This window comes from Bradyrhizobium manausense, assembly GCF_018129685.1.
Classification (GTDB): Bacteria; Pseudomonadota; Alphaproteobacteria; order Rhizobiales; family Xanthobacteraceae; genus Bradyrhizobium; species Bradyrhizobium manausense_D.
Map to the genome: position 1 here is coordinate 298545 of NZ_JAFCLG010000002.1, position 25475 is coordinate 324019.

Consider the following 25475-nt stretch of genomic DNA (forward strand, 5'->3'; position numbering starts at 1 on the left):
AAAGTTGCACCGGTGGGCCAGGGCGAACCGTCTGTCTGCAGCGCCGAGATAGGCCCCCCGCGCGGCGACTAACCGCCGAAAAGGATCTTTCTCGCCGCGCGAAGGTGCGGCTTGTCGATCATTTTTCCGTCTAGACGCAACGTGCCAAGATTCGGATTGGCGGCGAAGGCTGCGATCACTTTCCCCGCCCATACACGTTCCTCCGCGCTCGCCTCGAAGGCGGCATTGACGACGTCGACGTGTTTCGGATGAATGAGAGCCTTCGCCGAAAAGCCGTCACGCTTGGCAATTCGTGTCTCCAGTTCCAGCCCGGCCAGATTTTCAATGTCCGTGTAGACCGTATCGATCGCAGTCACATCGGCAGCCGCCGCTCCCATCAGACACAGGTCGCGCGCAAGCCGGTAAGGGCTGTGGAATACTCCGGCTTGGCCGTTTTCGGTAGCCCCCAGTGATGCAGCCAGGTCCTCGGCGCCCCACATCAGACCTTCGAGGCGAGGAGAACTGTCCTTGTAAGTTCCAAGACCGAAGATCGACGCCGCCGTTTCAGTCGCGACAACGACGATCCGTGTCGAGCCCGGCTCCGAGCCGGCCGCCGCTTCAAACGCGTCCAGCCAAAACGCCAGCCGACGGACATCGTCCCCCGATCCCGTCTTCGGCAACACAATGCCATCCGGCGCGGCCGGCAGGACCGCCGCCAGGTCGCGAAGCGTCATATCGGTGTCGAGTGCATTGACCCTTACATAAAGCTGCGGACCATTGCGGCCGCCGCTCAGCATAGCTCGGGTCAAGCCACGCGCCTCTTCTTTCTTGTCGAGAACAACGGAGTCCTCGAGATCTAGGATCAAGGCGCTAGCCTTGCTACGCGAGGCCTTGTCGAACTTTCGCGGGCTGTCGCCCGGAACAAACAACATGGACCGCATCAGACGGGCTTCCGGTGCATCAACGCCATCCGGCGGCATTTTCCTACGATTTCGTCGTTCTGATTGAGGGCGTGATGCTCGAACTCGACGATCCCGGCCTTTGGCCGCGATTTGGAGTCGCGAACCGAAATCACCTTCGTCGTGGCGCGCAGCGTATCGCCATGAAAAACGGGCTTCGGGAAAACAACGTCTGTCATCCCGAGATTGGCCACGGTCGTGCCGAGCGTGGTGTCATAAACGGTCATGCCGATCATGATGCCCAACGTATAAAGACTGTTGAAGATGCGCTGCCCGAATTCCGTCGATGCGGCAAAATGGGCATCGATGTGCAGCGGCTGCGGATTCAGCGTCAGCAGGCTGAACATCGTATTGTCCATCTCGGTGACGGTTCGGGTAAGCGGGTGCTTGAACTCCTGCCCGACCTTGAAGTCCTCGAAATATAGTCCTGCCATGTTGATCCTCCTCTACTATCCAGCCGATATGCCGCCATTGATGCTGATGACTTGTCCGGTGACTTTGGCTGCATCCTTTCCGACGAGAAACTGAATAGCCGCAGCGACGTCGTCTGCATCGACCACGCCAAGGTGGGCTGCCTGCAATGCCTTGCCGAAAAGCTTGGAACTGAACGGGTTCGACATGATGCGGTCATGCGTCAGCGTTTCCCGGACAAGAGAAGGGGTAACGACGTTGACCCGGATCTTGCGGCGTTTGGCTTCCATCGCCAGCGTACGCGAGAACATCGAGATGCCCGCCATCGCGGCGCCGATCACGGACTCGCCGGGGGTCGGGACCTTCCCTGCATCCGAGGCGACATTCACGATCGCTGCTCCATCGTCCAGATGCGGCAGGGCAAGCAGACAGCAATAAATCGTCGAGATCAGCCAGTGCCGGATCACGCGATCGACGATCTCCGGGGTGTTTTCGTGAAAAAGCGTCGGGATGAACTCGCCGCCGGCCGAATTTACCAGGACGTCGATTGGCCCGCCAAACCCATCCATCGCAGCGGCGAGAAGACCGGAGACACCGTCCTGGGTGGAGACGTCCGCTGCAATGAAGCGAACGTTGGCGTCCGGCTTTCTCGCCAGGATCGCCGCGCGGGCTTGCCCTCCGCGTTCGCTGTTGCGGCCATTGATGACGATGGCGCTTTGACTTTCGGCGAGGCGATGCGCGGTGGCAAGCCCGATCCCCGACGTGCCGCCTGTAATGAGAACCCGCTTCATCAAGATCAGCTCTTATGTGTTCGGCTCGACCAGGATCAGTCGCGTCCCGGCCTGCACTGTCTCGCCGGCCGCGCACGCGACGTCTTTCACGGTTCCCCCGACGTCGGCTTCCAGGGAGATGAACAGCTTCATCGATTCGAGGACCGCAACGACTTGCCGGGCCTCGACGATATCACCGACCGCGACCTTGACCTCGGCAACGATGCCGGGCATCGGGCTCAGGATCGCCCCGGATTTCGAGCCTCCACCCTTTGCGGCGGTCTTTTCGGCTTCGGTTGACACGGTGAACGAATAGCGTTCTTCACCAATCGCAATCGCCAGGTTCGCCCCATGCATCTGGAACGTCGCCTGGATGACGCGTCCATCCACCGCGATTTCAAGCAGGCTTCCCTCTCGCTTGAGGTCGAGTTCGAGCGCCTTTCCGTTCTCGGTCGCGCTATATCGGCCGTGGTGAAGCGCCTCGATCGTCAGCGGGTGGTCGGCCTGCTCTTCCCGCACGACGACCCGGCTCGCCGCGAGGCCTCCGGCCGGACCAAGGACGCGAAATCCAGCGAGCCGTTGCCATACGGACTGCGTGCCTTCTGGAGATGGCGCGGTGACAAATACGATGGCAGCGGCGGCACGGGCCAGCGCCGATTCTTTCCGCTGCGGCGTCCAGCCGTCGGGAAAGGCATCTTCGATGAACCGGGTGGTCGCGCGCCCTTCGGCAAAGATAGGATGTTCGACCGCGGCGATCAGGAATGGAGTGGTGGTGGCCGGACCGAAAATGATGAAATCCCGCAGGCCCGCCGCCAGGCCTGCACAACTATCGCTGCGCGTTTCGCCGAAAGCGATCGCCTTCGCCAGCAGCGAATCGTAGAACAGCGTGACGTCACTCCCCTCTCCGACCCCGCTGTCGACCCGAATGACTCGTGGCTCGCGATAGGCACTCACCCGGCCGATATCGGGGCGAAAATCCTGATCGGCGCGCTCGGCGGTGATCCGGGCCTCGATGGCGTGACCGCGCTCGCGGATCTGATCCTGCCGCACCGGCAGCGGCTCGCCAGAAGCGATTCTGATCTGCCACTCGACGAGATCGAATCCGGTGATGGCTTCGGTGACGGGATGCTCGACCTGCAAGCGCGTGTTCATTTCCAGGAACCAGGGTTCGTCCCGGCCTTCCTCCAGAATGAACTCGACCGTCCCAAGATTGTCGTAGGCGATGGCGCGGCCGAGGGCGACCGCGCGCTCCAGCAGCTTGGCGCGGATCGAGGCCGGAAGGTTCGGCGCCGGCGCCTCCTCGAGCAGCTTCTGGTTCTTGCGCTGCACCGAGCAGTCGCGCTCGAACAGATGCACGACGTTGCCGTGCTTGTCTCCGGCGATTTGCACCTCCAGATGGCGCGGCCGGAGCACGAGCTTTTCGATCAGCAAGGATGAATCGCCGAAAGCCGCTTCGGCCTCGCGTCTTGCGATCTCCAGCGCCGGAGCCAGCTCGGCCTCGGAGAACACGCGGCGCATGCCGCGCCCGCCTCCTCCGGCCGACGCCTTGACCATCAAGGGAAACCCGGTCCGCTTCGCTTCTTCGAGCAACCGTGCATCGGACTGGTCGTCGCCGACATAACCCGGCACGCTGGGAACGCCGGCGCGCGCGGCAATCATCTTGGACCCGATCTTCGGGCCCATCGCGGCGATCCGGTCCGCGGACGGTCCGACGAATACAATACCTTCGGTCGCGCACAACGTCGGCAGCTCCGGCTTTTCGGACAAGAAGCCGTATCCCGGATGCACGGCGTCCGCGCCCGCCCGCCGGCAGGCCTCCATAATCGCGTCCGCTCGCAGATAGCTATCGCGGGCGGGCGACGGCCCGATCCGGAACGCTTCGTCGGCGGCTTTCACATGCGGGGCGTCGCGGTCTGCATCCGAGAACACGGCGATCGAGCGGATGCCGAGCCGCCTGCATGTGCGAGCGATTCGAACGGCGATCTCGCCGCGATTTGCAATCAAAAGGGAACGGATCACTATTTCACATCCGGTAGACGGGGCGGTTGCCCGGAAGCTCGATTTCCTGCGATGCAAGGCTGAGACAGAAGCCCAGCACATCACGGGTTTGATCGGGCTCGATGATGCCATCATCCCATAGTCGCGAGGTGGCGTAGTAGGGTGTCGATTGCGCCTCGAACTGCGCGCGTGTTTCGCGATCGACCCTGCCGATTTCCTCCTCATCCGCCGTACCGCGGGTGAGGCTGCCGCGGCGCAGATCCGTGACGACGTTTGCGGCCACCTCGGCGCTCATGGTGGCTATGCGCGCGTTCGGCCACGCGAACAGAAACCGCGGCTGAAAGCCCCGGCCGCACATGCCGTAATTGCCGGCTCCGTAGGATCCCCCAATGATCACGGTGTAACGCGGTACGCGCGCATTTGAGACGGCATAGACGAGTTTCGCCGAGTGCTTGGCGATCCCGCCCCGCTCTGCTTCCGTTCCCACCATGAAGCCGGTGATGTTCTGCAGGAATACAATGGGTGTCCGGCGCTGGTCGCAAAGTTCGATGAAGTGTGCACCTTTCACCGCCGACTCCGAGAAAAGCACGCCGTTGTTGGCCAGGATGCCGACCGGCTCGCCGTGAATGGCCGCAAAGCCGCACACGAGTGATGAACCGTAAGCCGGCTTGAACTCCTGGAATTGGCTGCCGTCGACGATACGCGCAATGACCTGCCGAACATCATAGGGCTGTTTGAGATCCGTCCCGACAATACCCGGTATCTCGGCGGGGTCGTGGACCGGGGCGCCAACCGGGCGCGGCGAACGAACCTCACGCGGCCATTTCAGGGCACCGACGATGTCACGCACTTTCGCGATCGCTTCAAGCTCGCTCTCGGCCAGATAGTCGGAAACGCCCGAAACGGTCGTGTGCATTTCCGCGCCGCCGAGCGTTTCACCATCGACGACTTCCTTGATCGCAGCCTTGACGATCGGCGGCCCGCCGAGATGGATGCGACCCGTGCCCCGCACCATCACGACTTCGTCGGAGAGCGCCGGGATGTAGGCGCCGCCGGCCGTGCATCCGCCGAAGACGGCTGAAATCTGCGGCAGGCCCGCAGCGGACATCCGGCACTGCTGAAAGAACGTCCCGCCGAAATGATCGCGATCAGGAAAGACCCGATCCTGCTCGGGCAGGAAGGCACCACCACAGTCGACAAGGTAGATGCACGGCAGCTTGTTTGCTTCGGCTATTTCCTGTGCCCGAAGATGCTTCTTGACGGTCTCATGAAAGAACGAGCCGCCTTTCACGGTGGCGTCGTTGGCGATGATCATGCATGGCAGGCCGGTGACGATACCGATCCCCGTGACAATGCCGGCCGACGGAACCTCATTTCCATATTGGTCCCAGGCGGCCAGCGCCGACAGTTCCAGGAAGGGCGAGAGTGGATCGACGAGGTGGTCGATGCGTTCGCGGACCGGAATCTTGCCGCGTTCAATATGTCGCGCACGCAGCTTTTCGCCGCCGCCGGCAAGTACCCGGCCATGGCGATCCCGCAGCATTTCGAGCAACACCGAAAAGTCGGAGGCCTTTCGATCGAACTCCGACCCAGCCCGTATGGTATTTTCAATGAGTGGCACTTTTTCCTCTTCAGGCCGCCCGCGAAGCGCTTTGTCAGTGAACGAGCGGACAATTGCCTTCCTTCAGCGGACGGACGGCTTCCTCCGCGGGAATCTCCCTCACCAGCTTGTAATAGTCATAGGGGCCCTTCGATTCCGCGGGCTTCTTGACCTCGAAGAGATAGAAGGGCCGCAGTACCCGGCCATCCTCCCGAAGGGTCGCCGAAGGAAGGATCGCATCTGAGATTTTCATCTCATGCATCGCGGCCGCCACTTTCTCCGAATCATCCGTCCCCGCCAGCTTGATCGCCTTCAGGTAATGCGTCACCGCGCTATAGACGCCGGCATGGACCATTGTCGGCATGCGACCACCCATGCGCTCACCGAAACGCTTCGACCACGCCCGGGTTGCGTCGTTCAGGTCCCAGTAGAAGCTTTCGGTCAGTTGAAGGCCTTGCGCAGCCTGGAGACCCAGTGAGTGCACGTCGGACAGAAAGGTCAGCATGGCCGCGAGCTTCTGGCCGCCCGCCACGATCCCGAACTCGGATGCGCCCTTCAGCGCGTTGATGGTATCGCTGCCGGCGTTCGCAAGACCGATCACCTTCGCCTTCGAGGCCTGCGCCTGCAGCAAGAAGGACGAGAAATCCGTTGTTCCCTGCGGATGGCGAACGCTGCCGAGGACCTGGCCTCCGGCTTCAGCGATATAGCGCCGGGCATCCGCTTCCATCGCGGTGCCAAACGCATAATTGGCAGTGAGGAAGAACCAGGTAGTCCCGCCGGATTTCGTCACCGCGCTGGCCGTGCCCTTCGCGAGCGCAATGCTGTCAAAGGTCCATTGCGTTCCCATCGGCGAACAGGCCTTGCCGGTCAGATCCGAGCTTCCAGCCGCCGAGAACAGCACAATGCGTTTGCGTTCGCGGGCGATCTCCTGAACGGCGAGCGCCACGGACGACACCGGCACGTCGACGATCGCATCGACGCCTTCGGTATCGTACCATCTTGCAGCAATGGCGGAACCGATATCCGGTTTGTTCTGGTGGTCGGCGAAGATGACATCGATCGGCCGGCCCAGCACGGTGCCACCGAAATCCTCGACCGCCATGCGGGCCGCGATGACGGAGCCCTGCCCCGAAAGATCGGCGTAGATTCCCGACTGGTCGTTCAGTACGCCAATACGGACCGGCGTGCCGTTCGATTGGGCGGCAAGCGGTGTCGCCAGAAACATTGCGCCAACCACGGCTAGAATTTTCGGGCACCTCATTGTCGTTTTCTCCTTCTCGGCGGTTCTCGGCTTGCTGCCACCTTTGCGATCCGCTATACCTACCAACCGTTAGGGAGAGACACAAGGATTTATTGCATGGCGCTAGCCGGACGGTCGTACAGGGAAGTTTGCGACAACTTTTCCTGGTCCATACCAGCCACCTTCAACATCGCCCACGCGATATGCGACCGCCATGTCGGCGCGGGTCGAACGGCCTTGATCTATGAAACAGCGGAAGGACGCTCCACCGAATTCACTTTCGAGCACCTTCAGGAGCGTTCGCGGCGACTTGCCAATGCTCTGACTGCGCAGGGTATTGCGCGCGGCGACCGCATCGGCATTCTGCTGCCGCAGTGTCCGGAGGCACTGATCGTCCATCTCGCCGCGTATCGGCTCGGCGCAGTCGCCTTGCCGCTGTTCACGCTCTTTGGGCCTGACGCGATCGAATACCGCCTCAATGACAGCGGCGCGAAGGCCGTCGTCTCGAATGCGGAGGGCATCGAAAAGCTGCTGTTGCTGCGCGACCGTCTCGTGGCGCGGCCGCTGCTGATCGGCATAGAGGATCGTCTCGACGGCTCCGTGCTGGGATTTTCCTCGCTGCTCGAGGCCGCGGCGCCCGATCATGTCCCTGTCGAGACGTCGGCCGAAGACCCCGCCATCATCGTTTACACGTCGGGCACCACGGGCAACCCCAAAGGCGTGTTGTATGCGCACCGCACCTTGCTCGGCCATTTGCCGGGCGTTGAATTCCCCCACGACTTCTTCCCGCAGCCGGGCGATCGCATGTGGACGCCCGCCGACTGGGCCTGGGCCGGCGGCCTGATGGACGTGCTGCTGCCCTCTCTGTTCCACGGCATCCCGGTGCTGGCAAAACGCCTGAGGAAATTCGATCCCGAGGAAGCGTTCGCGCTGATCGGGCGACACGGTATTCGCAACGCCTTCATGCCGCCGACCGCGCTGAAGATGATGCGTCAGGTCGCAAAGCCGCAGACGCGGTTCAGCTATTCCATGCGCTCGATCGCGAGCGGCGGGGAAAGGCTCGGCGAAGAGATGCTGGACTGGGGACGCGACGTGTTCGGCCTGACGATGAACGAGTTTTATGGCCAGACCGAAGCCAACCTCACCGTCGGCAACTGCGCCTCCATCATGCCGCTCAAGGAAGGGTCCATGGGCAAGGCTATTCCCGGCCACTGCCTCGAGGTCGTCGACGACGAAGGCCATCCGGTCAGGTCCGGCGAAACCGGCACGATTGCCGTGAAGGCGCCGGACCCGGTGTTCTTTCTGCGCTACTGGAACAAGCCGGATGCGACGGAAGAAAAATTCTGCAACGGCTGGCTGCTGACCGGCGACACCGGGCACCGGGACCAGGAAGGATATTTCTGGTTCCACGGCCGTAACGACGACGTTATCATTTCCGGCGGTTACCGAATTGGCCCTACCGAGATCGAGGACTGCCTGATGCAGCATCCGGCGGTTGCCATGGTGGCGGTCATCGGCGTGCCCGACAGCGTCCGCGGCGAAGTCGTGAAAGCCTTCATCGTCCCTCGCGACGGAACGGCAGTCGATACCGCGCTGCAGGCCGACGTGCAGAATTTCGTCAAGGCGCGATTGTCCGCCCACGAATATCCGCGCCAGATCGAGTTTCGCGACACGTTGCCAATGACCATCACCGGAAAGATCCGGCGCAAGGATCTCCGCGACGAAATCACCGGGAAAACATCGTGACTTACACCACTCTCATCGCCGATACACCCGCGCTTGGCGTCACGCGCTTGCGCATGAGCCGACCGGACGAAATGAACACGCTCAGCCTGGAATTCCTCGACGAATTCGACCGCGCGATCGATGCCGCAGTTGCGGCGCGAACGCGCGTCCTCGTCGTGACCGGGACCGACCGTGCATTTTGCGCCGGCGCGCATCTGAAATATTTCGCCGGCAAGGACCGGATCTTCACCGAGCGTTTCGATACGCGCGACCGCTATTTCGAACGCATCGCCCGTCTGTTCGACAAGGTCGAGGCGATCGGCATCCCCGTGATCGCAGCTGTCAACGGTTACGCGATGGGCGGCGGCTTCGAGCTTGCCCTGGCGTGCGACTTCCGCATCCTTGCGACCACCGCGAAGGTTGGCCTGCCCGAAGCGAAGCTCGGCGCCACCCCCGGCGCCGGCGGCGTCCAGAAGCTCGCCCGCCATATCGGTCGCGGCAAGGCGCTCGAGTGGATCATGCTGGCGCGCCATGTCGATGCCGCCGAAGCCAATGCCGCGGGTCTTGCCACCAGGGTTGTCGCGCCGGAGACACTCGAGGCCGCTACCCTCGAGCTCGCGCGCGAATTAATGAGCCTCAGCCCGCAGGCGCTCGCACAGTGCAAGACGTCGATCCATCTCAGCGGAGATGTGGATCTTCGCAGCGCCAGGCGTTTCGGCGTCGAGGCGCTTTCGGCCCTCGTCGGCAGCGCCGACTGGCTGGAAGGCATGAGTGCCTTCGTCGAGAAGCGCGCGCCGGCGTTTGGGCCGCATGAAAGGAAGTCTTGATGGGACGCGTGTTCGGTGAGTTCAAACTGGGCCAACGCTTCGAGACGCCGGGCCGGACCATTACCGAGGCCGACATCGCGGGTTTCGCCGGCATCACCGGCGACTACAATCCGGTTCATACCGACGAGACGTTTGCCAGGGCAACCGGATTCGGCAGCCGCATCGCACACGGCCCGATGGGGATCGGTATCGCCTTTGGGTTGGCATCGCGCCTCGACCTCATCGATGGAACAGTGGTCGCCCTGCTAGGGGTCACTTGGGACTTTAGGGTTCCCATGCGGCCTGGAGATACGATTCGGGCGCTGATCGAGGTGGTGGAAACGCGCGACGTGAAACAGCCGGATCACGGCCTGGTTGGATTAACCTTCATAATCGTCGACGAAACCGGTAAGACCTTGCAGGAGGGTTCGGCGCGCCTTTTGATGCGCCGAAAACAGCATGAAAAAGCCAGATGGGGCCCCGTTGAAAGCACAGACAGCCCAGATCGTTAGCCACCCGGCCGGACGCCGCGCGAAGCCCGCGGGCGCGCCAAAAAACATCGAGCAGCCCGGAGGCGCACGGCAGATTTTGGATGCCGCCGCATGGCTCCTGCGGCATCGGGGCTATGAAGCTACGACGACCCGGGCCATCGCCGAGAGGGTCGGGATAAAGGCAGGAAGTATCTATCATCATTTTTCGTCCAAAGATACGATTGTCGAGCAAGTCGTCAACGAGGGCGTTCGCGTCGTTCACGAATCCGTCACGGCCGCGCTCAACGCGCTGCCCGCCAGGGCCGATCCGCGCAGTCGACTCCAGGCGGCGATCACGGCGCACCTGCGATCATCGCTCGAACACAGCGACTATACGTCCGCGTGCATTCGCGCATTTGCGTTCCTGCCTGCTGAACTTCGAAAGACATGCCGCCTGGAACGCCGGCGCTATGAAGATATCTGGCGGGATATCGTCGTCGACGCAGCGAAAGCCGGTTATATCCCTGAGGATGTCAATCTTGACGCGGCACGATTGATGTTGCTCGGCGCCGTCAACTGGGCCGGCGAATGGTATCGCCCAAATCGCGTACCCATCGACCAGATTTCGGCCAGCTTTGCCAGGCTGACCTTCGGTCCCGATCGCGGATATGAACCGAGGCCGGCCAAGGGCCCGGCGCCCAAAGGTCAGCCTGCTTCTCAGCGAACGGTATCCACCAGGCGGAACCATCGCGCGTAGCGGCAACGGCTATCCACTCTATCGGTTGCATCGGTGAAGAAGGCTTCAAAAGCGCCGTGGGGCTGGCCGAACCGGCGGGCAAGGTCACTCCCCACACGTTGCGCGCAACCACCGATACCGACATTCGTTGATGGTGGTCATCTGAGGTGGAGAGTCGTTCCGGTGCGGCACTTCGCCAGGGCGGTAAGAGGCACGGCAATGCCAGCAGGTCCAATCCATCATTCGGCGCGACAGAAAAGCGTAATCCTTTGATATTGCTTACATTTGAGGTCATTTTAGCCTGTTTTGCGTGTTTTACGCTGTCCCGATTATGCGCTATTTTCCTTCATTTTCGCCTATTTTCAGAGCGCGATGAAGGATGCCTTCGTCGTCACCAATCGCCTCGGCGTTTCGTCGAAGAGCCGCGAGCGCGACCGAAGGCCGACCCTCGACGAACTCGACAAACTCATGGAGCATTTCGGGGCCCGGTTAAAGCGGCGCCCCTCGTCCCTTCCCATGCAGAAGATTATCGCGTTCGCGATTTTCCCAACGCGACGGCAGGAGGAAATGACGCGCATCGGCTGGGTCAATCTCGACACGGAAGGAAGTCGGGTGCTGGTCCGTGACATGAAGAATCCGGGTGAAAAGATTGGAAACGACACTTGGTGCGATCTGCCACCGGAGGCGCTTCAAATTATCCTGTCGATGCCAAGAGCCTCTGACGAGATATTTCCATATAGCACTGACGCGATCGGAGCGGCCTTTACCCGAGCAGTACAACTCCTGGAAATCGACGATCTTCATTTTCATGACCTGCGCCATGATGGCGTTTCTCGCCTGTTTGAAATCGGTCTCAACATACCGCGCGTGGCGTCAGTGTCCGGTCATCGCTCGTGGACCAGCCTCAAGCGCTACACGCACCTTCGCCAGACCGGCGATAAATACGCAAATTGGAAGTGGCTTCCGCTCGTGACGTGAGGCTTTCGGGGCGCTCCTGAATGAAACCCAGCGCGATGTGTTTTTTCGATTTTCCTCGACGTGTGCCTTTCACTCGGGAACATAAGACTTAATCAGGTCCACCCAGTCGAGACCGCGCCGATCGACAACGTACTCTGGACGTCTGTCATCGCCCTCCAGAATACCAATCTCGTCGTAGATGGTATGAAGATTGTATCCCCGGCTAATCAGGTATTGCGCTAATTCGACGACAAGACCGATGGATATCCATAGGAACGCCGGCGTGGAAGCGGCAAGCAAATCCAATGCACGCTCGACGCTAGTGATGACCTCTCAACCTCGCGCGTCGCTCGCGAACGCGAGGAACGTGGCGCGTCACTTCGACAGCCGCTTCGCTGTTGTGCTCGCGCGCAGACACGCGATCACCGCGCTCACTTGGACACGAACGGCGGGCGATCATCGTCAATGGCAGTGGCTTCCCGACGGACTGGTATCAATCTTGCAATTAAGGTATGGTCTCAATGCTGTGCATGTCGATTCACGGCGTGCGCATGCTCATCGAGCGAATTTTTTCGACAGAGGACGACATGGCCAAGAAAGCAAAGAAGGCAAAGAAAACCGCGAAGGCAGCCACCAAGAAGGTGGCAAAGAAGACTTCCAAGAAAAAGAAGTAATCTCGTCCACGACGAACAGATTGCCGCCCCCGGGTCCCCCGAGGCAAGCGAGACCTCTTCAAAGGATCTGAAATCCGGGTTGCGGCCATCCAAGTGTCGCGGCAACAGATAGCAAAGCCGGACCTTTGCGCAGGCGACTGCTGCTCGAAGGTCCGGTTTTTGTTTGAACTTGCCCCATAGTCCGAACCGGTCAGCAGACCCTCAAGTCGATGTCCAGTTGCCTTCCGCGCTTTTGCCCAGCGAAGACCATGAGAATGCGTAGAGGTAACGCGAACCAGGAAGCGACCATCTCCCTGGCGCAGCGTTGCTCAGGGATAGCCAACCGCAGCAGGCCTGGGTCAATAGAACCAAAGTTCCCAAAAACGCCGAGGCTCCGACAACGAACAGCACGAAACAACGCTTCGCAACCGCGTTGCTGTCAACGATGATCTCGAATGAATTCGGCATCGCCCCTCTCCGCCCCTGATCCCGTCAAAGAACACTCTGAGCTATAATCCGAGTCGCAACCCCGCCGCCTCAAGCTTATTTCGCCCCAAATTAGAGCTCGTTTACGACTCAGGGACTGCCGACGTCGGGCGCGGGATTGCCCCCCGCCCGAATCGGTTTCAACCGGCGACAGGCAGAAGGTTAGGAAGGCCTTTGTGGGCGGCGTCGCAGGTTACGAGCGGAAGCTTATTTGTCGGCCGCCATCTTCCTAATGAACGCCGTCAGGTGTTCAAGTCGGGAGAGCGCTACCGCCTTTCCCCCACATCAGTCAAATCTAAGATATTTTCTCCGATCGTCCGCCTAAACTCAGAAACTTGTCGAACGGTAGGTTGAAAGCGCGGAAGCGCTACCGCTTTTGCCCGCATCGGCCGAACCTACGATATTTTCTCCGATCGTCTGCCGGAAAGGACCGGCGGAAAGGCTCCAGAGCTGCGGTATCGGCTATTTCGCGGATTTATGAGGCGCATCACCGAAGACATGCTCTGATGTCGGAAATTGCTTGGTGCGCACCTCAGCCGCGTACGTGGCGATCGCGTGGTCGGCATCACGCCCGAGTTCGGAGTAACGCTTAACGAACTTCGGGCGGAAATCCGTGAAAATCCCAAGCAGGTCGTCCGTGACCAGAATCTGACCGTCGCACGCACCAGATGCGCCAATCCCAATAGTCGGAATGGGGATCTTTCCCGTAATCTGGCGAGCCAATGATTCGGCAACCTTTTCAAGAACGACGGCAAACGCGCCGGCCTCCGAGATAGCGACCGCATCTCGCATGATTCTCTCGCCGTCGCGGCCTCGACCTTGCACCTTGTAACCACCGAATGCATTCACGCTCTGCGGAGTAAGGCCAATATGAGCCATCACCGGAATGCCACGTGCCGTTAGGAAACGAACCGTTCCCGCCATGTTTTCACCGCCCTCAAGCTTAACAGCCGCACACCCGGTTTCAGCCATCACTCGCGCGGCACTCCGGAATGCTTGTTCTCTGCTTTCCTCATATGCTCCAAAGGGCAAATCAACGACCATGAGAGCTCGATTAATTCCGCGGCGGACCGCCTGCCCATGCAAGATCATCATGTCGAGAGTAACGCCGAGCGTCGATGGAAGGCCGTGAAGAGCCATTCCCACGCTATCGCCCACCAGAACCACGTCACAATGCCGATCAACTAACGAAGCGATTGGTGTGGTATAGGCGGTTAAGCAGACGATCGGCAGCTCGCCCTTTCTCGCCAAGATATCCGGCGGCATCAGCGCTTTTTTTGGAAACTCTGAACTCACGTTCTCTCCTCCATGTCCTCGGTTTCATATCCGTTTGTGAGACGATTGCGCGAACTTGAACTCATCGCAGCAATACTCTCACTATAAATCAGGTTGTTCTGCGTCCATCGACGACGACTGAGTTCGCCGCAAAAACGTGGCAGCTGCGTTGCGATAAGTTAAGCTCCCCTAATTCTCTTTCAAACCAGCGCATCGGCTGCATCGCTGATGGCGGCGTAGATTTCATCGAGATCTGCCGCTGTGACGCAATAAGGCGGCATGACATAGATCGTGTTGCCGAGCGGGCGCAGCAAAAGATTACGACTGTTAAAGAAAGCCTGAAGGTTCTGACCGATGCCAGCGAGATAACCGCCATCGCGTGCTTTCAGCTCGAGTGCCGTGATGGTACCGGTCCGGCGGACGTTCTTAAAGCGTGCGTCGGCGCGGAATGGCTCAATTCCCTGCTCCTGCATCGCAGCGACGGAAGCGATGCGCTGTCGAACTTCCCGATTTTGCCAAAGATCCAGGTTCGCCTTTGCGGCAGCGCAGGCCACTGGGTTTGCCGTGTATGAACTCGAATGGAAAAACGTGCGCGTACGGTCTTTCGAATAATGTGCGTCAAAAATGTCGGCGCGGCAGAGCGTCACCGCGAGCGGAAGCGATCCGCCCGTGAGACCTTTGGAATAGCAGGCGATATCTGGCGACACATGCGCCTGCTCGCAAGCGAACAAGGTCCCCGTGCGGCCCCAGCCGGTCATGACCTCGTCGGCAATGAACAGAACGTTCGACATCTCGCAGATCCGCTTCATCGCTTTCAGCACCCAGGCGGGATACATCAGCATCCCGCCCGCACCCAAGATCAGCGGCTCCACGATAAAGGCTGCTGGATTGTCTTTCCGGCACGCAACTTCGAGCGCATGGAGGGTCGCCTGTTCATGACCGCTCGCCGGAAATGGGACTGAGGTAACGTCAAACAGCAGCGGCCCGTACGCCGCGTTGAAGATGCCTCGCGCGCCGACCGACATCGTCCCCACCGTTTCGCCGTGGTAGGAGTGCTGCATCACAACAATGCGTGTTCGCTGCTTGCCGATGTTGTGCCAGTAGCCGAGCGCCATTTTCAGCGCTACTTCCACGCTGGTCGAGCCGCTGTCGGAAAAGAAGACGTGGTCGAGACCAGGGGGTGCAATTTTCAGAAGAAGCGCGGCAACCTCTTCGGCCGGTTCGTGAGTATAGCCGGCAAAGATAGTCTGGTTGAGCTTTTCTGCCTGTTTCTGAATCGCGCTCACGATATATGGATGGCAATGGCCATGGGTCACGACCCACCAGGATGAGATCGCATCAATGAGGCGGCGGCCATCCCTGGTATGGAGATACGCACCTTCTCCGCGCACAATCTCGGTCATCTCGTCTTGAAGCGCGTGCTGCGTGAACGGATGCCAGATCGACGACTTCTTCTTTGGCCTCATCGGCTGAAATCATCGCGGTTGAATGCGGTTGTGAATGCGGCCTGCAGCGTGCTTGTCGTGAGAGGAGAGACCCGCGGCAACCGTCCCAGCCTCCAGACCCGCCCAATCTCGCAAATAGCGCACTCACTGTCGGAATTTCTTTCGCCGATGAAGGCAATTCCGAGAATTTCGATCTTACGATTGCGCAGCGCTTCGATCGACAAGAGCGAATGATTGATGGTGCCCAGCGCAGTGCGCGCGCAAAGCACAACCGGAAGATGCCAGCGCGCAAAGATGTCAATATAAAGTGTGCTACGACTGAGCGGCACCATCAGCCCACCCGCACCCTCAATCACAAGCGGGCGATCGCCGGTATCCGGCACATCGAGCGACTCCGCGTCGATGCGAACTCCGTCAATTTCCGCGGCATGATAGGGAGAAGCGGGCGTTTCCAGGCGGTAACGCTCGGGCACAATGCGATCGTCCGAGAGACCGCCCAGCCGCACGACGAACTGGGAATCGGTCTCTCCTTCGAGGCCGGCTTGAATCGGTTTCCAATAATTCGCGCCGAGGAAATCGGCGAGCCCTGCAGAGAAGACCGTCTTCCCGACCCCGGTGTCGGTGCCAGTCACCACGATCCGGCGGCTCATCTGGCGTCGCCTCTCGTCTCTTCCATCAGGGCATCGAGCATTGCCCGCACGTCGTTCTCGTCGACGTTCAGTGTCAGGGAAATTCGCAACCGTGCCGTGCCCGCCGGCACGGTCGGGGGCCGGATTCCACGGATGTCGAACCCGCGAGCCTGCAGGGCAGACGCCAGCGCCATCGCACGCGCATTGTCGCCAACGATATACGGCACAATCTGCGAATCCGAACGGCTCCGGCCACCGCGCAGGCCGATCTCCCGATGCGTGAACGCAACGAGATTGGCCAGACGCTGCTGCCGGTCGGGTTCCTGCTGCAGGATTGCTAGCGCCTCACGCACTGCGACGGCTGTCAAGGGTGACGGCGCGGTAGCGAAAATAAACGGGCGGCAGCGATTGACCATGAAGTCGCGCAGCACGCGGGTCGCGGTGATGAGCGCACCGGCGGCGCCTAGCGCCTTGCCGCAGGTATGGACGACCACCAGATTTTCGCGCCCCTCATAAGGGGCAGTCAGCCCTCGTCCACGCTCACCATAGACACCCGTGGCATGAGCCTCATCCACCATCAGGAACGCATCATACCGGTCCGCGATTCCGACGAGTTCTTCTAGCGGCGCGAAATCTCCATCCATGCTGTAGAGACTTTCCACCACGATCCAGACGCGCCCCTTTCCGCCTTCCGCTCGCCAGTCGCGAATTGTGTTTTCGACCAACTGGGAGTCGTTGTGTGCGCTTTCGCGAAATTCGGCGCGGCCGGCCCGTGCGCCTTCATGAATACTCGCGTGCAGGAGAGAATCGAGAACGAGCAGGTCACCCCGCTGCGGCAGCGTTGTCAGGACGGCAAAGTTTGCGACATATCCAGAGCCGAAAAAAAGCGCCGTCTCTGCTCCGAAGAACCTAGCGGCTTCTGCTTCAAGGCTTTCGTGCTCCTCGCAGTTTCCGCGCAGAAGCCGCGACCCGCTGGCTCCGATCGGCGTGCCGGCCTCGAGCGCAGCCGAGACAGCCTTTTTCATACGCGGCGCGCGCGCCAGCGCGAGATAATCGTTCGATGCGAAATCGATACCCGCTCGTGGCTTGAGGCCGCGCAGCCGGTCCTCGGCTTTCAGGGCATGGAGGGCCGTGACGTATGTGGCAATCTTGTCCGCATGGACTGGGTTCATTGTACAGCTCCAGACACGCGCTCAGTTGCGCAAAAGCATGACGGCCGCAAAATGCAAAAGTTCTCAGCATCGGCCTCGTCGATTTCAACTTGGTAGGATGCGATTTTGTTCGTCGACCAGCACGACGCGCGGCCTGAATGCTCTCGCTTCGACCTCCTCACATGAGGCATATGCAACGATAATCACCTTATCTCCAATCATCGCTAGTCTCGCAGCCGCACCATTGAGGCCTATCATGCCTGATCCTCTAGGCGCCTCTATCACGTAGGTGGCAAAGCGCGCGCCAGTGTCGATGTTGTAGATTTCGACGCGCTCATTGATCAGAAATCCCGCAGCGTCCAATAGCGTACGATCAATCGATATCGAGCCCTCATAATGCAGATCGGCTTGGGTCACCGAGGCGCGATGGATTTTGCCTTTCATCAAAGTAATTTGCATTTGTTACCTACACTGAAGTTGTGCGCTGGCTGCGCGTTGACCTGTTTCACTTGGTTGAGACAGGATTTGATCCCGAGCCGATCCAGCAAATCCGCATCACGATCGCGCTGCGGGTTCTTGGTGGTCAGGAGCACATCGCCGATGAAGATCGAATTCGCGCCGGCCAGGAAGCACAGCGCCTGCAGTTCATCCGTCATGTATTGCCGGCCGGCGGACAACCGCACGACGCTCTGCGGCATCATGATGCGGGCGATCGCCACCAGGCGCACCAGCGCGATCGGATCGGGACGCTCCGCGATGTCGTTGACCGGCACGCCCTTGACCTCGTTCCACAGGTTGATCGGCACGCTCTCCGGATGGCTGGGGAGATTGGCGAGCAGCACGAGCATGCCTAGCCGGTCCTCGACGCGCTCACCCATGCCGACGATGCCGCCGCAGCAAACCTTGATGCCGGCGTCGCGCACATGCGCGAGCGTATCGATGCGGTCCTGCAAGGTGCGCGTGGTGATGATCTTGTCGTAGAACTCGGGCGATGTATCGACGTTGTGGTTGTAGAAATCGAGGCCGGCGTCGGAGAGCCGCGCGGCCTGAGCAGTCGTCAGCATGCCGAGCGTGACGCAGGTTTCCATGCCGAGACCTTTGACCGCGCGCACCATCTCGCAGACATGGTCGAGGTCGCGGTCTTTTGGATTGCGCCAGGCGGCTGCCATGCAGAAGCGGCTGGCGCCGGCATCCTTGGCGCGCTGCGCGGTGGCGACCACATCGGCCCGATCCATCAGCCGCGTCGCCTTCAGGCCGGTGTCGTAATGCGCGCTCTGCGAGCAGTAACCGCAATCCTCCGGACACCCGCCGGTCTTGATGCTGAGCAGGCTTGCAGTCTCGACGTGGTTCGGATCGAAATTACAGCGATGAATGCTTTGGGCTTCAAAGATCAGGTCGGCGAACGGTAATCCATAGAGCGCCTCGGCCTGGGAGCGCGTCCAGTCGTGGCGGACAAGTTCTGGCTCGTTGCTGCCGTTCTGCCTAGCTCCCCCGGCATGAATCATGAGATTTGCCTTTCTAGATTTTTATAGATAATATAACATATTATCTATAATTCTTGATCCGAATCGATGCTATCCTAGGCAATACACGAACGCACTCCTTTTTATGGTAGATAATCTATGATAGCCGGCGATGAGAATGCGACCACAGCGGGCCGCATTGCGCAGATAATCGGCGAGCGCATTATCAGCGGCACCCTGCACCCCGATGCGCCGCTGCGGCAGGACCATATCGCGCGGGAATTCAGTTCAAGCCACGTCCCGGTGCGTGAGGCATTTCGGCAGCTAGAAGCTCAACATCTTGTTGTCGGCGTGCCCCGTCGCGGCGTACGGGTTGCGCCGCTCGATACCAATTCGGTGAAGGACATCGCCGAGATGCGAGCAGCGCTGGAAGTGGTCGCGTTGAGGAATGCCGCACCGAAGCTGACGTCATCCCATTTGGCACGGATCGAGCTGGCTCTGATTGAAGCAGACAGTGCCGAGACGATTCAGGAATTTGAGGCAGCCAACCGCGCCTTTCACCACGCGCTGGTGGCGCCCTGCGCGATGCCGCGACTGCTGGCCAGCCTGGATGAATTGCAGCTTGCAAATTCTCGATTAGTGTTCGCGATGGCGCGCAATGTCGGCTGGCGACCGCGGTCCAATCAGGATCACCGCTTGATTCTACAAGCATTACGAATGCGCAACGTCGATCAAGCCTGCAGCCTGCTCGCGCGTCACATTCAAACCATTGAGCGCCTCGCCATTCCCGCGTCGTGATGCGGGAAGGGCTGATCTGTCTTGCTGCCGGCACGAAGGCGTCAGTGACGTTGGCGTTGCGTCAGACTTGATCGCAATATAGGCATGCGACCTGGATCACACCCTACTCTACGGCTAGCCATGATTCGTCATATCGTCTTATTCACCGCTAAAGACAAGGCCGACATCGATCAAATGATGGACGGCCTATCGGTTCTCACCACGATCCCAAATGCGCGCCGGCTTGAGGTCGCTCGCAACAGAAAAACCGACCAGCTCGGCAACGACATCGACGTCGTCGTTTATGGTGAGTTCGAGAACGAGACGGAACTCGCAGCGTATAAGGCGCACGATCTATATCAAGAATCGATCAAGCGGGTGCGACCACTTCGGGAATTGCGATTCGCAGCCGGCTACAATGCGTCGGCTGAGTAGGAGGTAAATTCTGACGGTCGAAGTCACGAGTGCACTGGTCCCAGCGGAGAGCTGCCTTCGTTGGAAGGGCAAGCACAACTCGAGGAATCTCCCTCCGCACAGCCGCCATCGTTGGTGACGTAAGCTCGATGCGCGTTCGTGAGGTACATTGGATTGATCCTGTCACGGCGATGCAGCGTCTCGCACATCGGCCGAACCTCACGTTTTTGGATAGCGCAGCCAGGCACGAGGCGCTCGGGCGGTATTCATACATGGCCTGCGACCCGTTCAGCATCTACACGGTTGCCAACGGACAGGCGAGTTGCGGCGGAGAAGCGCTCGAAGGCGATCCATGGAAAGCTCTTCGCACTCTTCTCGCTGCGTATCCACAAGAGCATCGCCCCGATCTTCCCCCGTTTCAGGGGGGCGCGGCCGGGTTTTTTGCTTACGATCTGAACAGGACATTGGAGCGATTGCCGGCCCCAGCAATTGCCGGTCAGGGATTGCCCCAATCGATCCTGCATTTCTATGACGTGGTAATCGCCTACGACCATCGTGACGAGAGATGCTGGATTGTTTCTACCGGATGGCCAGAGCAAGATCCCGCACGTCGCAGCGAGCGCGCGCACCGTCGAGCCGACGAGTTTGCGGCGCTGCTGGCCTGCCCCAAGCCGCTGCAGAATGACTCCTGCAACACAGAAAGCGCATGGCGTTCGAACTTCAGCCGCGAGCATTACATCGCAGCAGTACAGAGCGTCATCGACTTGATTCTGGCGGGAGACGTCTTCCAGACCAACATCGCGCAGCGCTTCACCGCCAGGCTGTCGACCTCGTTCGACCCACTCGCCTTCTACTGTCAGCTGCGATCGGTGAACCCCGCACCCTTTGCAGCCCTCCTGCTCAATGGCAAGCTGACCATTGCATCTAGCTCGCCTGAGCGATTCCTGAAGCTCGATGGGCGTCGGGTTGAGACGCGACCAATCAAGGGCACGATTGCACGCTCTGCCGACCCGAAGGAAGAACAGCGCCGCACTGAATTCCTATTTGCGTCCGAGAAAGACCGTGCTGAGAACATTATGATCGTCGACCTCCTCCGTAATGATCTGTCGCGCGTTTGCACTGCGCATTCGGTCGAGGTCCCCGCGCTGTGTGACCTCGAATCCTATGCCTCGGTGCATCACCTCGTGTCAGTCATTACAGGGAAACTCGTGGGAGAACACGACGCCGTTACCCTGCTACGAGCTTGCTTTCCCGGCGGCTCCGTGACCGGCGCGCCGAAGGTACGATCGATGGAAATCATCGCCGAAATTGAACGCATCGCGCGAGAGGCCTATTGCGGGGCGATCGGCTTCATGGGATTTAACGGGTGCATGGACTCCGAAGACATCTGCCGACGGGAACGCAGGCGTCGTGCAGCTAGTGGTCCAAATCTGACACTTCGATTCGCTTGGGGATTCCCTGAAGAACTCGCGTGTGCGAGTCTGGGGTATGCACAAGCGAACGAATATCCAGTTGAGCCGAGCCGACCGTAGCAAGCTTAAAGCCGTGGTCGCCAACCGCAATAGCCCGCAGAAGCACGTTTGGCGGGCCAAGATCGTCCTTCTGACGGCCGATGGTCGCGGCACGGCTGAGATCATGCAAGCCACCGGTAAGGCCAAGACGGTGATCTGGCGCTGGCAGGAACGTTTCCGCGACGAAGGAGCCGCGGGCCTTTGGCGGGACAAGACGCGGCGGTCGCGCATTCCGCCGCTGAACCCCGAGGTGGCTAAACGTGTGGTCGCCCTGACGTTGGCAGGCCCGCCGCCGGCGGCCAGTCACTGGACCGGTTCGGCGATGGCGAAGGCAGTCGGGATCAGCGTCAGCTCGGTGCAGCGGATATGGCGTGCTCATGGCCTCCAACCGCACAGGGTCCGCCAGTTCAAGCTGTCCAACGATCCGCAGTTTGCCGCTAAACTGCACGAGATTGTCGGCCTCTACATCGATCCGCCCGACCATGCCATTGTCTTGTCGGTCGATGAGAAGAGCCAAATTCAGGCCCTCGATCGCACCCAGCCGGGGCTGCCGATGAAGAAGGGGCGCGCTGGAACCATGACACATGACTACGAGCGCCATGGTGTCACTACCTTGTTCGCGGCGCTCGATGTCCTTGAGGGCAAGGTTATCGGCCAGTGCATGAAGCGCCATCGCCATCAGGAGTTCATCCGGTTTCTGAACGTCATCGAGGCAAGAGCACCGAAGAAAAAGACGATCCACATCATCGTCGACAACTATGCCACCCACAAGCATCCCGACGTCATGCTGTGGCTCGAAAAACATCGGCGGTTTGTCTTCCACTTCACTCCGACATCCGCTTCCTGGCTCAACGCCATTGAGGGCTTCTTTGCCAGGCTCACAAATAAGCGTCTCAAGCGCGGCGTTTTCCGATCCTTGCGGGAACTCAAAGATGCCATCCACCGCTTCCTCGACGACACCAATGCAAACCCAAAACCCTTTACCTGGACCAAGGACCCAAACAAAATCATCGCCGCTGTCAAACGGGGGCACCAAGTGTTAGATTCGATCCACTAGATGCCTTAAAGTTGGCGCGCCTTCAAGCTCTCCACAACACGAGCAAAGGCCTCGCGCAGCGAGCAATCCATTCCCTTCGGATCTTTCGCCAGGATATCGGCGACGCTCCGCGTGAGAAGACTCTTGAGGTGATACTCCCTGCGCACGCGGCGAACGTCGTCTTCGTTCCTCGTCCTCTGCACAAAGGCAAGATGGCGAGAGATCGCCTCGTTCAGGGTCGCGACATCATTGGTCCCCGGCGAGCCCGTCATGATCACCGGCGGCTCCCAATCCGCGGCGAGCCGCTGGCGCAATTTGACGACCGCCTTAAGTTCGCTCGCAACCTTCTGCGCTCCGGGGAGATCCGCCTTGTTGACGACGTAGATGTCGGCCATCTCGAGCATCCCGGCCTTCATTGCCTGGATCTGATCACCGGATTCCGGGACGAGCACCAGGACCAGCGTGTCGGTCAGTGATCGTACGGCATATTCGGCTTGACCTACGCCGACCGTTTCCAGGATCACCTCGTCGAACGGATGGCCGTCCAGCGTCGCCAGCACGTCGGCGATATTGTCGGCAAGGCCATCGTTTGCGCCGCGGCTTGCCAGAGATCGAATAAAGAGCCGGGGGTCGTCCGCGATGGCGTCCATCCGGATGCGATCGCCAAGGATTGCGCCGTGCGTATGGGGGCTCGACGGATCGATCGCCACAACGGCCACCGCCGCGCCATTGTCGAGACGCTGTCGCGCCAGACGGCCGATCAGGGTGCTCTTCCCTGCGCCGGGCGGTCCGGTTATCCCGATCCGTCGAGCGCCGTTCGGACTATCGCGCATGCCGGCAAGCGCGTCGGCAACGGACGCGTTGGCGATACGCGAAAGCGCCCGCCCGAGCGCTCGCCGATCGAGCCGTTCAGCCTGTTTACTCGAAGCGGCCGCCACGCCGACCTACGCAGCCTGCACAGGCGTCAAGGCACGCGCGACCTCGGCAACCACGTCGTCAAGCCGCATTTCGGCGGTGAAGATTGCCATCACGCCCGCGTCCATCAACTCTGCCCGATCAACCGCCGGAATGGTGCCGCCGACAAACACGGGAATGTCGCCAGCATCGAGTTTCCGAAGCTCCTGCATCGTTTCGGCCACCAGTTCCTTGTGGCTCCCGGACAGAAGGGACAGGCCAACCGCATCTACGTCTTCGTCGACTGCGACACGCGCGATAAAGCCCGGTGTCTTACGCAGACCCGTATAGATGACCTCGGCGCCGGCGTCGCGCAGCGCCAGCGCGATGATCTTCGCTCCGATGTCGTGACCGTCAAGACCGGGCTTTGCGATCAAAATTCTCTTTCCCTTGAGATTGCTCATAGTCGGACAGGCTCCTGGAATTCGCCCCAACCCGCCTTCAGGCACGTGACAATCTCTCCCACGGTGGCGTAGGCGTGGCAGCAATCGATCAGATACGGCATAAGATTCTCACCGTCGTTCGCGGCTGCCGCCGCCAGATCGTCGAGACTCTTCTGGACCGCGGCATTGTCGCGACGGGCGCGGATCGCCTCGAACTTCTCAAGCACGCGCGCCGCCCCCTTCGGATCGAGCTTGAACACCTCGCCAAAGTCGTCGGTCTGGTTTTCGCGCCGAAATGCGTTCTGGCCGACAATAATGGTATCGAGCGAGTCGATCTTGCGACGCCGTTCCGTCGCCCTCTCCGCCAGCCGCATCTGCAGCCAGCCGTCCTCGATTGCCTTGACGACACCGCCATAAGCGTCGATGTCATCCATCACTTTCAGAATCTCCTCTTCCATGCGATCCGTCAGGTGCTCGACATAGAAACCTCCGCCGAGCGGGTCGACGGTTTTCGAAATACCGCTCTCATACGCAACGATCTGCTGCGTTCTCAACGCGATTTCAGCCGAGAACTCGGTGGGGATCTGGAACGCTTCGTCATAGGCGCAGGTGAAGATCGATTGCGCGCCGCCGAGTACGGCGGCCATGGTTTCAATTCCGACGCGAACGATGTTGTTGTAGGGCTGCGCTGCGCTCAGCGAGGAGCCACCGCAAACGACGCCGAAGCGGAAATGCAATGCCTTGTCGTCAACGATGCCGTAGCGGGCCCGCAGGAGCTTTGCCCAGACGCGCCGCCCGGCGCGGAACTTTGCAACTTCCTCGAAGAAATCCATATGCACGTAGAAGAAGAAGCTCAGCCGCTTGGCGAACTTCGTGGCATCGCCTCCGCGGCGCAGCAGTTCGTCCACATAGGCAAGACCGTTCGCGAGAGTGTAGGCCATCTCCTCGACCGCGGTCGATCCCGCATCGCGCACATGCGCACCTGCGATCGATATCGGATTGAAGCGGGGCGTGGCATCGTTGGAGAACAGGATGGTGTCGGCGATCAGGCGCATCGAGGGGCGCACCGGGAAGATCCAGGTCCCGCGCGCGACATATTCCTTCAGGATATCGTTCTGGATGGTGCCGGTTAGCTTGGCGCGCGGCACCCCCTTCTTGTCGGCGCAGGCGCAGTACATCGCATAGATGATTGCAGCGGTACCGTTGATGGTGAAAGACGTTGAAATTTTCGAAAGATCGATGCCGTCGAAAAGGATCTCCATCTCTGAGAGATTTGAGATCGATACGCCGACCTTGCCGACCTCGGCCCTCGCCATAGGATCATTGGGATCGTAACCGCACTGCGTGGGCAGATCCAAAGCGACCGAAAGTCCCGTCTGTCCCTGATCGAGCAGAAACCGGTAGCGGGCGTTGGAGTCCTCGGCAGTACCGAAGCCGGAGTATTGCCGGATCGTCCACAAACGTCCGCGGAAACCATCAGGAAAGATCCCGCGCGTGAATGGAAACTGCGCCGGCAGGCCGGGGTCCGGCTCGCGCACCATGTCAGGCGTCGCCAACAACGGTACATCGATGCCCGAGGGCGTTCGGGGCGCGGGAGGCGGAATCGCGAGTTCGTCGAGGGCTGCTGATTTGGCCACCGTTGTCATG

The 25475-nt window shown here is 60.2% G+C and carries 25 protein-coding genes and 1 pseudogene; 10 read left to right on the forward strand and 16 right to left on the reverse strand.

Annotated features, from left to right (window positions below; all coding sequences use genetic code 11):
- Positions 1 to 68 precede the first annotated feature (68 nt).
- The 6 genes from JQ621_RS09070 to JQ621_RS09095 are packed head-to-tail and all read right to left on the reverse strand — an operon-like array spanning position 69 to position 6978.
- Positions 69 to 920 carry an HpcH/HpaI aldolase/citrate lyase family protein gene (locus JQ621_RS09070; protein WP_212234094.1) on the reverse strand — a complete coding sequence of 284 codons (852 nt, stop codon included), beginning with the start codon at positions 918 to 920 and terminating at the stop codon, positions 69 to 71.
- Entirely contained in the window at positions 920 to 1372 is a 453-nt protein-coding gene (locus JQ621_RS09075) for a MaoC family dehydratase (protein ID WP_212234095.1), read from the reverse strand. The genes JQ621_RS09070 and JQ621_RS09075 overlap by 1 nt, the downstream gene beginning before the upstream one ends.
- Positions 1373 to 1387: 15 nt before the next feature.
- Positions 1388 to 2140, reverse strand: a complete 753-nt coding sequence (locus JQ621_RS09080; RefSeq protein ID WP_212234096.1) for an SDR family NAD(P)-dependent oxidoreductase — start codon at positions 2138 to 2140, stop codon at positions 1388 to 1390.
- Between the two features lie 12 nt (positions 2141 to 2152).
- A complete protein-coding gene (locus tag JQ621_RS09085) occupies positions 2153 to 4252 on the reverse strand; it encodes an ATP-binding protein (protein WP_312015409.1) in 2100 nt (699 codons plus the stop codon).
- On the reverse strand, positions 4143 to 5738 hold the full coding sequence (locus JQ621_RS09090; RefSeq protein ID WP_312015397.1) for an acyl-CoA carboxylase subunit beta: 1596 nt from the start codon (positions 5736 to 5738) through the stop codon (positions 4143 to 4145). Before JQ621_RS09090 ends, JQ621_RS09085 begins: the two co-directional genes overlap by 110 nt.
- Positions 5739 to 5772: 34 nt before the next feature.
- A complete protein-coding gene (locus JQ621_RS09095) occupies positions 5773 to 6978 on the reverse strand; it encodes an ABC transporter substrate-binding protein (RefSeq protein ID WP_212234098.1) in 1206 nt (401 codons plus the stop codon).
- Positions 6979 to 7074: 96 nt separating this feature from the next.
- Between JQ621_RS09095 and JQ621_RS09100 the strand changes: the two genes are divergently transcribed.
- The 5 genes and pseudogenes from JQ621_RS09100 to JQ621_RS09120 all read left to right on the forward strand — a co-directional run.
- Positions 7075 to 8703 carry an acyl-CoA synthetase gene (locus JQ621_RS09100; RefSeq protein WP_212234099.1) on the forward strand — a complete coding sequence of 543 codons (1629 nt, stop codon included), beginning with the start codon at positions 7075 to 7077 and terminating at the stop codon, positions 8701 to 8703.
- The gene (locus JQ621_RS09105) at positions 8700 to 9509 is read left to right on the forward strand and encodes an enoyl-CoA hydratase/isomerase family protein (RefSeq protein WP_212234100.1); all 810 of its coding nucleotides are present in this window, start codon (positions 8700 to 8702) and stop codon (positions 9507 to 9509) included. The genes JQ621_RS09100 and JQ621_RS09105 overlap by 4 nt, the downstream gene beginning before the upstream one ends.
- Positions 9509 to 10000: a MaoC/PaaZ C-terminal domain-containing protein gene (locus JQ621_RS09110; RefSeq protein WP_212234101.1), complete on the forward strand. Its 492-nt coding sequence runs from the start codon at positions 9509 to 9511 to the stop codon at positions 9998 to 10000. Before JQ621_RS09105 ends, JQ621_RS09110 begins: the two co-directional genes overlap by 1 nt.
- Positions 9948 to 10715: a TetR/AcrR family transcriptional regulator gene (locus JQ621_RS09115; RefSeq protein ID WP_212234102.1), complete on the forward strand. Its 768-nt coding sequence runs from the start codon at positions 9948 to 9950 to the stop codon at positions 10713 to 10715. Before JQ621_RS09110 ends, JQ621_RS09115 begins: the two co-directional genes overlap by 53 nt.
- 345 nt (positions 10716 to 11060) lie before the next feature.
- Positions 11061 to 11672, forward strand: a pseudogene (locus tag JQ621_RS09120) (tyrosine-type recombinase/integrase); the annotation flags it as partial.
- Positions 11673 to 11741: 69 nt separating this feature from the next.
- Here the strand turns inward: JQ621_RS09120 and JQ621_RS09125 are convergent.
- Positions 11742 to 11957, reverse strand: a complete 216-nt coding sequence (locus tag JQ621_RS09125) for a hypothetical protein (RefSeq protein ID WP_212234104.1) — start codon at positions 11955 to 11957, stop codon at positions 11742 to 11744.
- 215 nt (positions 11958 to 12172) lie between these two features.
- On the opposite strand from JQ621_RS09125, the gene JQ621_RS09130 reads away from it, so the two are divergent.
- The gene (locus JQ621_RS09130; RefSeq protein WP_212234105.1) at positions 12173 to 12325 is read left to right on the forward strand and encodes a hypothetical protein; all 153 of its coding nucleotides are present in this window, start codon (positions 12173 to 12175) and stop codon (positions 12323 to 12325) included.
- 927 nt (positions 12326 to 13252) lie between these two features.
- Here JQ621_RS09130 and panB read toward each other — a convergent pair.
- From panB to bioB, 6 genes are all read right to left on the reverse strand, one after another.
- A complete protein-coding gene (gene panB, locus JQ621_RS09135; protein ID WP_212234307.1) occupies positions 13253 to 14056 on the reverse strand; it encodes a 3-methyl-2-oxobutanoate hydroxymethyltransferase in 804 nt (267 codons plus the stop codon).
- Positions 14057 to 14265: 209 nt separating this feature from the next.
- A complete protein-coding gene (locus JQ621_RS09140) occupies positions 14266 to 15531 on the reverse strand; it encodes an adenosylmethionine--8-amino-7-oxononanoate transaminase (RefSeq protein ID WP_212234106.1) in 1266 nt (421 codons plus the stop codon).
- Positions 15528 to 16160 carry a dethiobiotin synthase gene (gene bioD / locus JQ621_RS09145; RefSeq protein WP_212234107.1) on the reverse strand — a complete coding sequence of 211 codons (633 nt, stop codon included), beginning with the start codon at positions 16158 to 16160 and terminating at the stop codon, positions 15528 to 15530. The genes JQ621_RS09140 and bioD overlap by 4 nt, the downstream gene beginning before the upstream one ends.
- A complete protein-coding gene (locus tag JQ621_RS09150) occupies positions 16157 to 17311 on the reverse strand; it encodes an 8-amino-7-oxononanoate synthase (protein ID WP_212234108.1) in 1155 nt (384 codons plus the stop codon). Before JQ621_RS09150 ends, bioD begins: the two co-directional genes overlap by 4 nt.
- 84 nt (positions 17312 to 17395) lie before the next feature.
- Complete coding sequence (gene panD / locus JQ621_RS09155) at positions 17396 to 17749, reverse strand: aspartate 1-decarboxylase (RefSeq protein ID WP_212234109.1); 354 nt, start codon at positions 17747 to 17749, stop codon at positions 17396 to 17398.
- Positions 17734 to 18795: a biotin synthase BioB gene (bioB, locus tag JQ621_RS09160; RefSeq protein WP_212234110.1), complete on the reverse strand. Its 1062-nt coding sequence runs from the start codon at positions 18793 to 18795 to the stop codon at positions 17734 to 17736. Before bioB ends, panD begins: the two co-directional genes overlap by 16 nt.
- Before the next feature lie 117 nt (positions 18796 to 18912).
- On the opposite strand from bioB, the gene JQ621_RS09165 reads away from it, so the two are divergent.
- The 4 genes from JQ621_RS09165 (at position 18913) to JQ621_RS09180 (ending at position 22512) form a co-directional block, all read left to right on the forward strand.
- Complete coding sequence (locus JQ621_RS09165; RefSeq protein ID WP_212234111.1) at positions 18913 to 19551, forward strand: GntR family transcriptional regulator; 639 nt, start codon at positions 18913 to 18915, stop codon at positions 19549 to 19551.
- Between the two features lie 120 nt (positions 19552 to 19671).
- Positions 19672 to 19965 carry a Dabb family protein gene (locus JQ621_RS09170; protein WP_212234112.1) on the forward strand — a complete coding sequence of 98 codons (294 nt, stop codon included), beginning with the start codon at positions 19672 to 19674 and terminating at the stop codon, positions 19963 to 19965.
- A gap of 128 nt (positions 19966 to 20093) precedes the next feature.
- Entirely contained in the window at positions 20094 to 21476 is a 1383-nt protein-coding gene (locus JQ621_RS09175; protein ID WP_212234113.1) for an anthranilate synthase component I family protein, read from the forward strand.
- The gene (locus tag JQ621_RS09180; RefSeq protein ID WP_212234114.1) at positions 21433 to 22512 is read left to right on the forward strand and encodes an IS630 family transposase; all 1080 of its coding nucleotides are present in this window, start codon (positions 21433 to 21435) and stop codon (positions 22510 to 22512) included. Before JQ621_RS09175 ends, JQ621_RS09180 begins: the two co-directional genes overlap by 44 nt.
- Positions 22513 to 22517: 5 nt before the next feature.
- Here JQ621_RS09180 and meaB read toward each other — a convergent pair whose 3' ends face one another.
- Genes meaB through JQ621_RS09195 form a run of 3 tightly spaced genes read right to left on the reverse strand, consistent with a single transcriptional unit; the run spans position 22518 to position 25474 of the window.
- Positions 22518 to 23429, reverse strand: a complete 912-nt coding sequence (gene meaB / locus JQ621_RS09185) for a methylmalonyl Co-A mutase-associated GTPase MeaB (protein WP_212234115.1) — start codon at positions 23427 to 23429, stop codon at positions 22518 to 22520.
- Positions 23430 to 23435: 6 nt separating this feature from the next.
- Positions 23436 to 23849, reverse strand: a complete 414-nt coding sequence (locus JQ621_RS09190) for a cobalamin B12-binding domain-containing protein (protein WP_212234116.1) — start codon at positions 23847 to 23849, stop codon at positions 23436 to 23438.
- Positions 23846 to 25474, reverse strand: a complete 1629-nt coding sequence (locus JQ621_RS09195; RefSeq protein ID WP_212234117.1) for an acyl-CoA mutase large subunit family protein — start codon at positions 25472 to 25474, stop codon at positions 23846 to 23848. The genes JQ621_RS09190 and JQ621_RS09195 overlap by 4 nt, the downstream gene beginning before the upstream one ends.
- Position 25475: the final 1 nt, after the last annotated feature.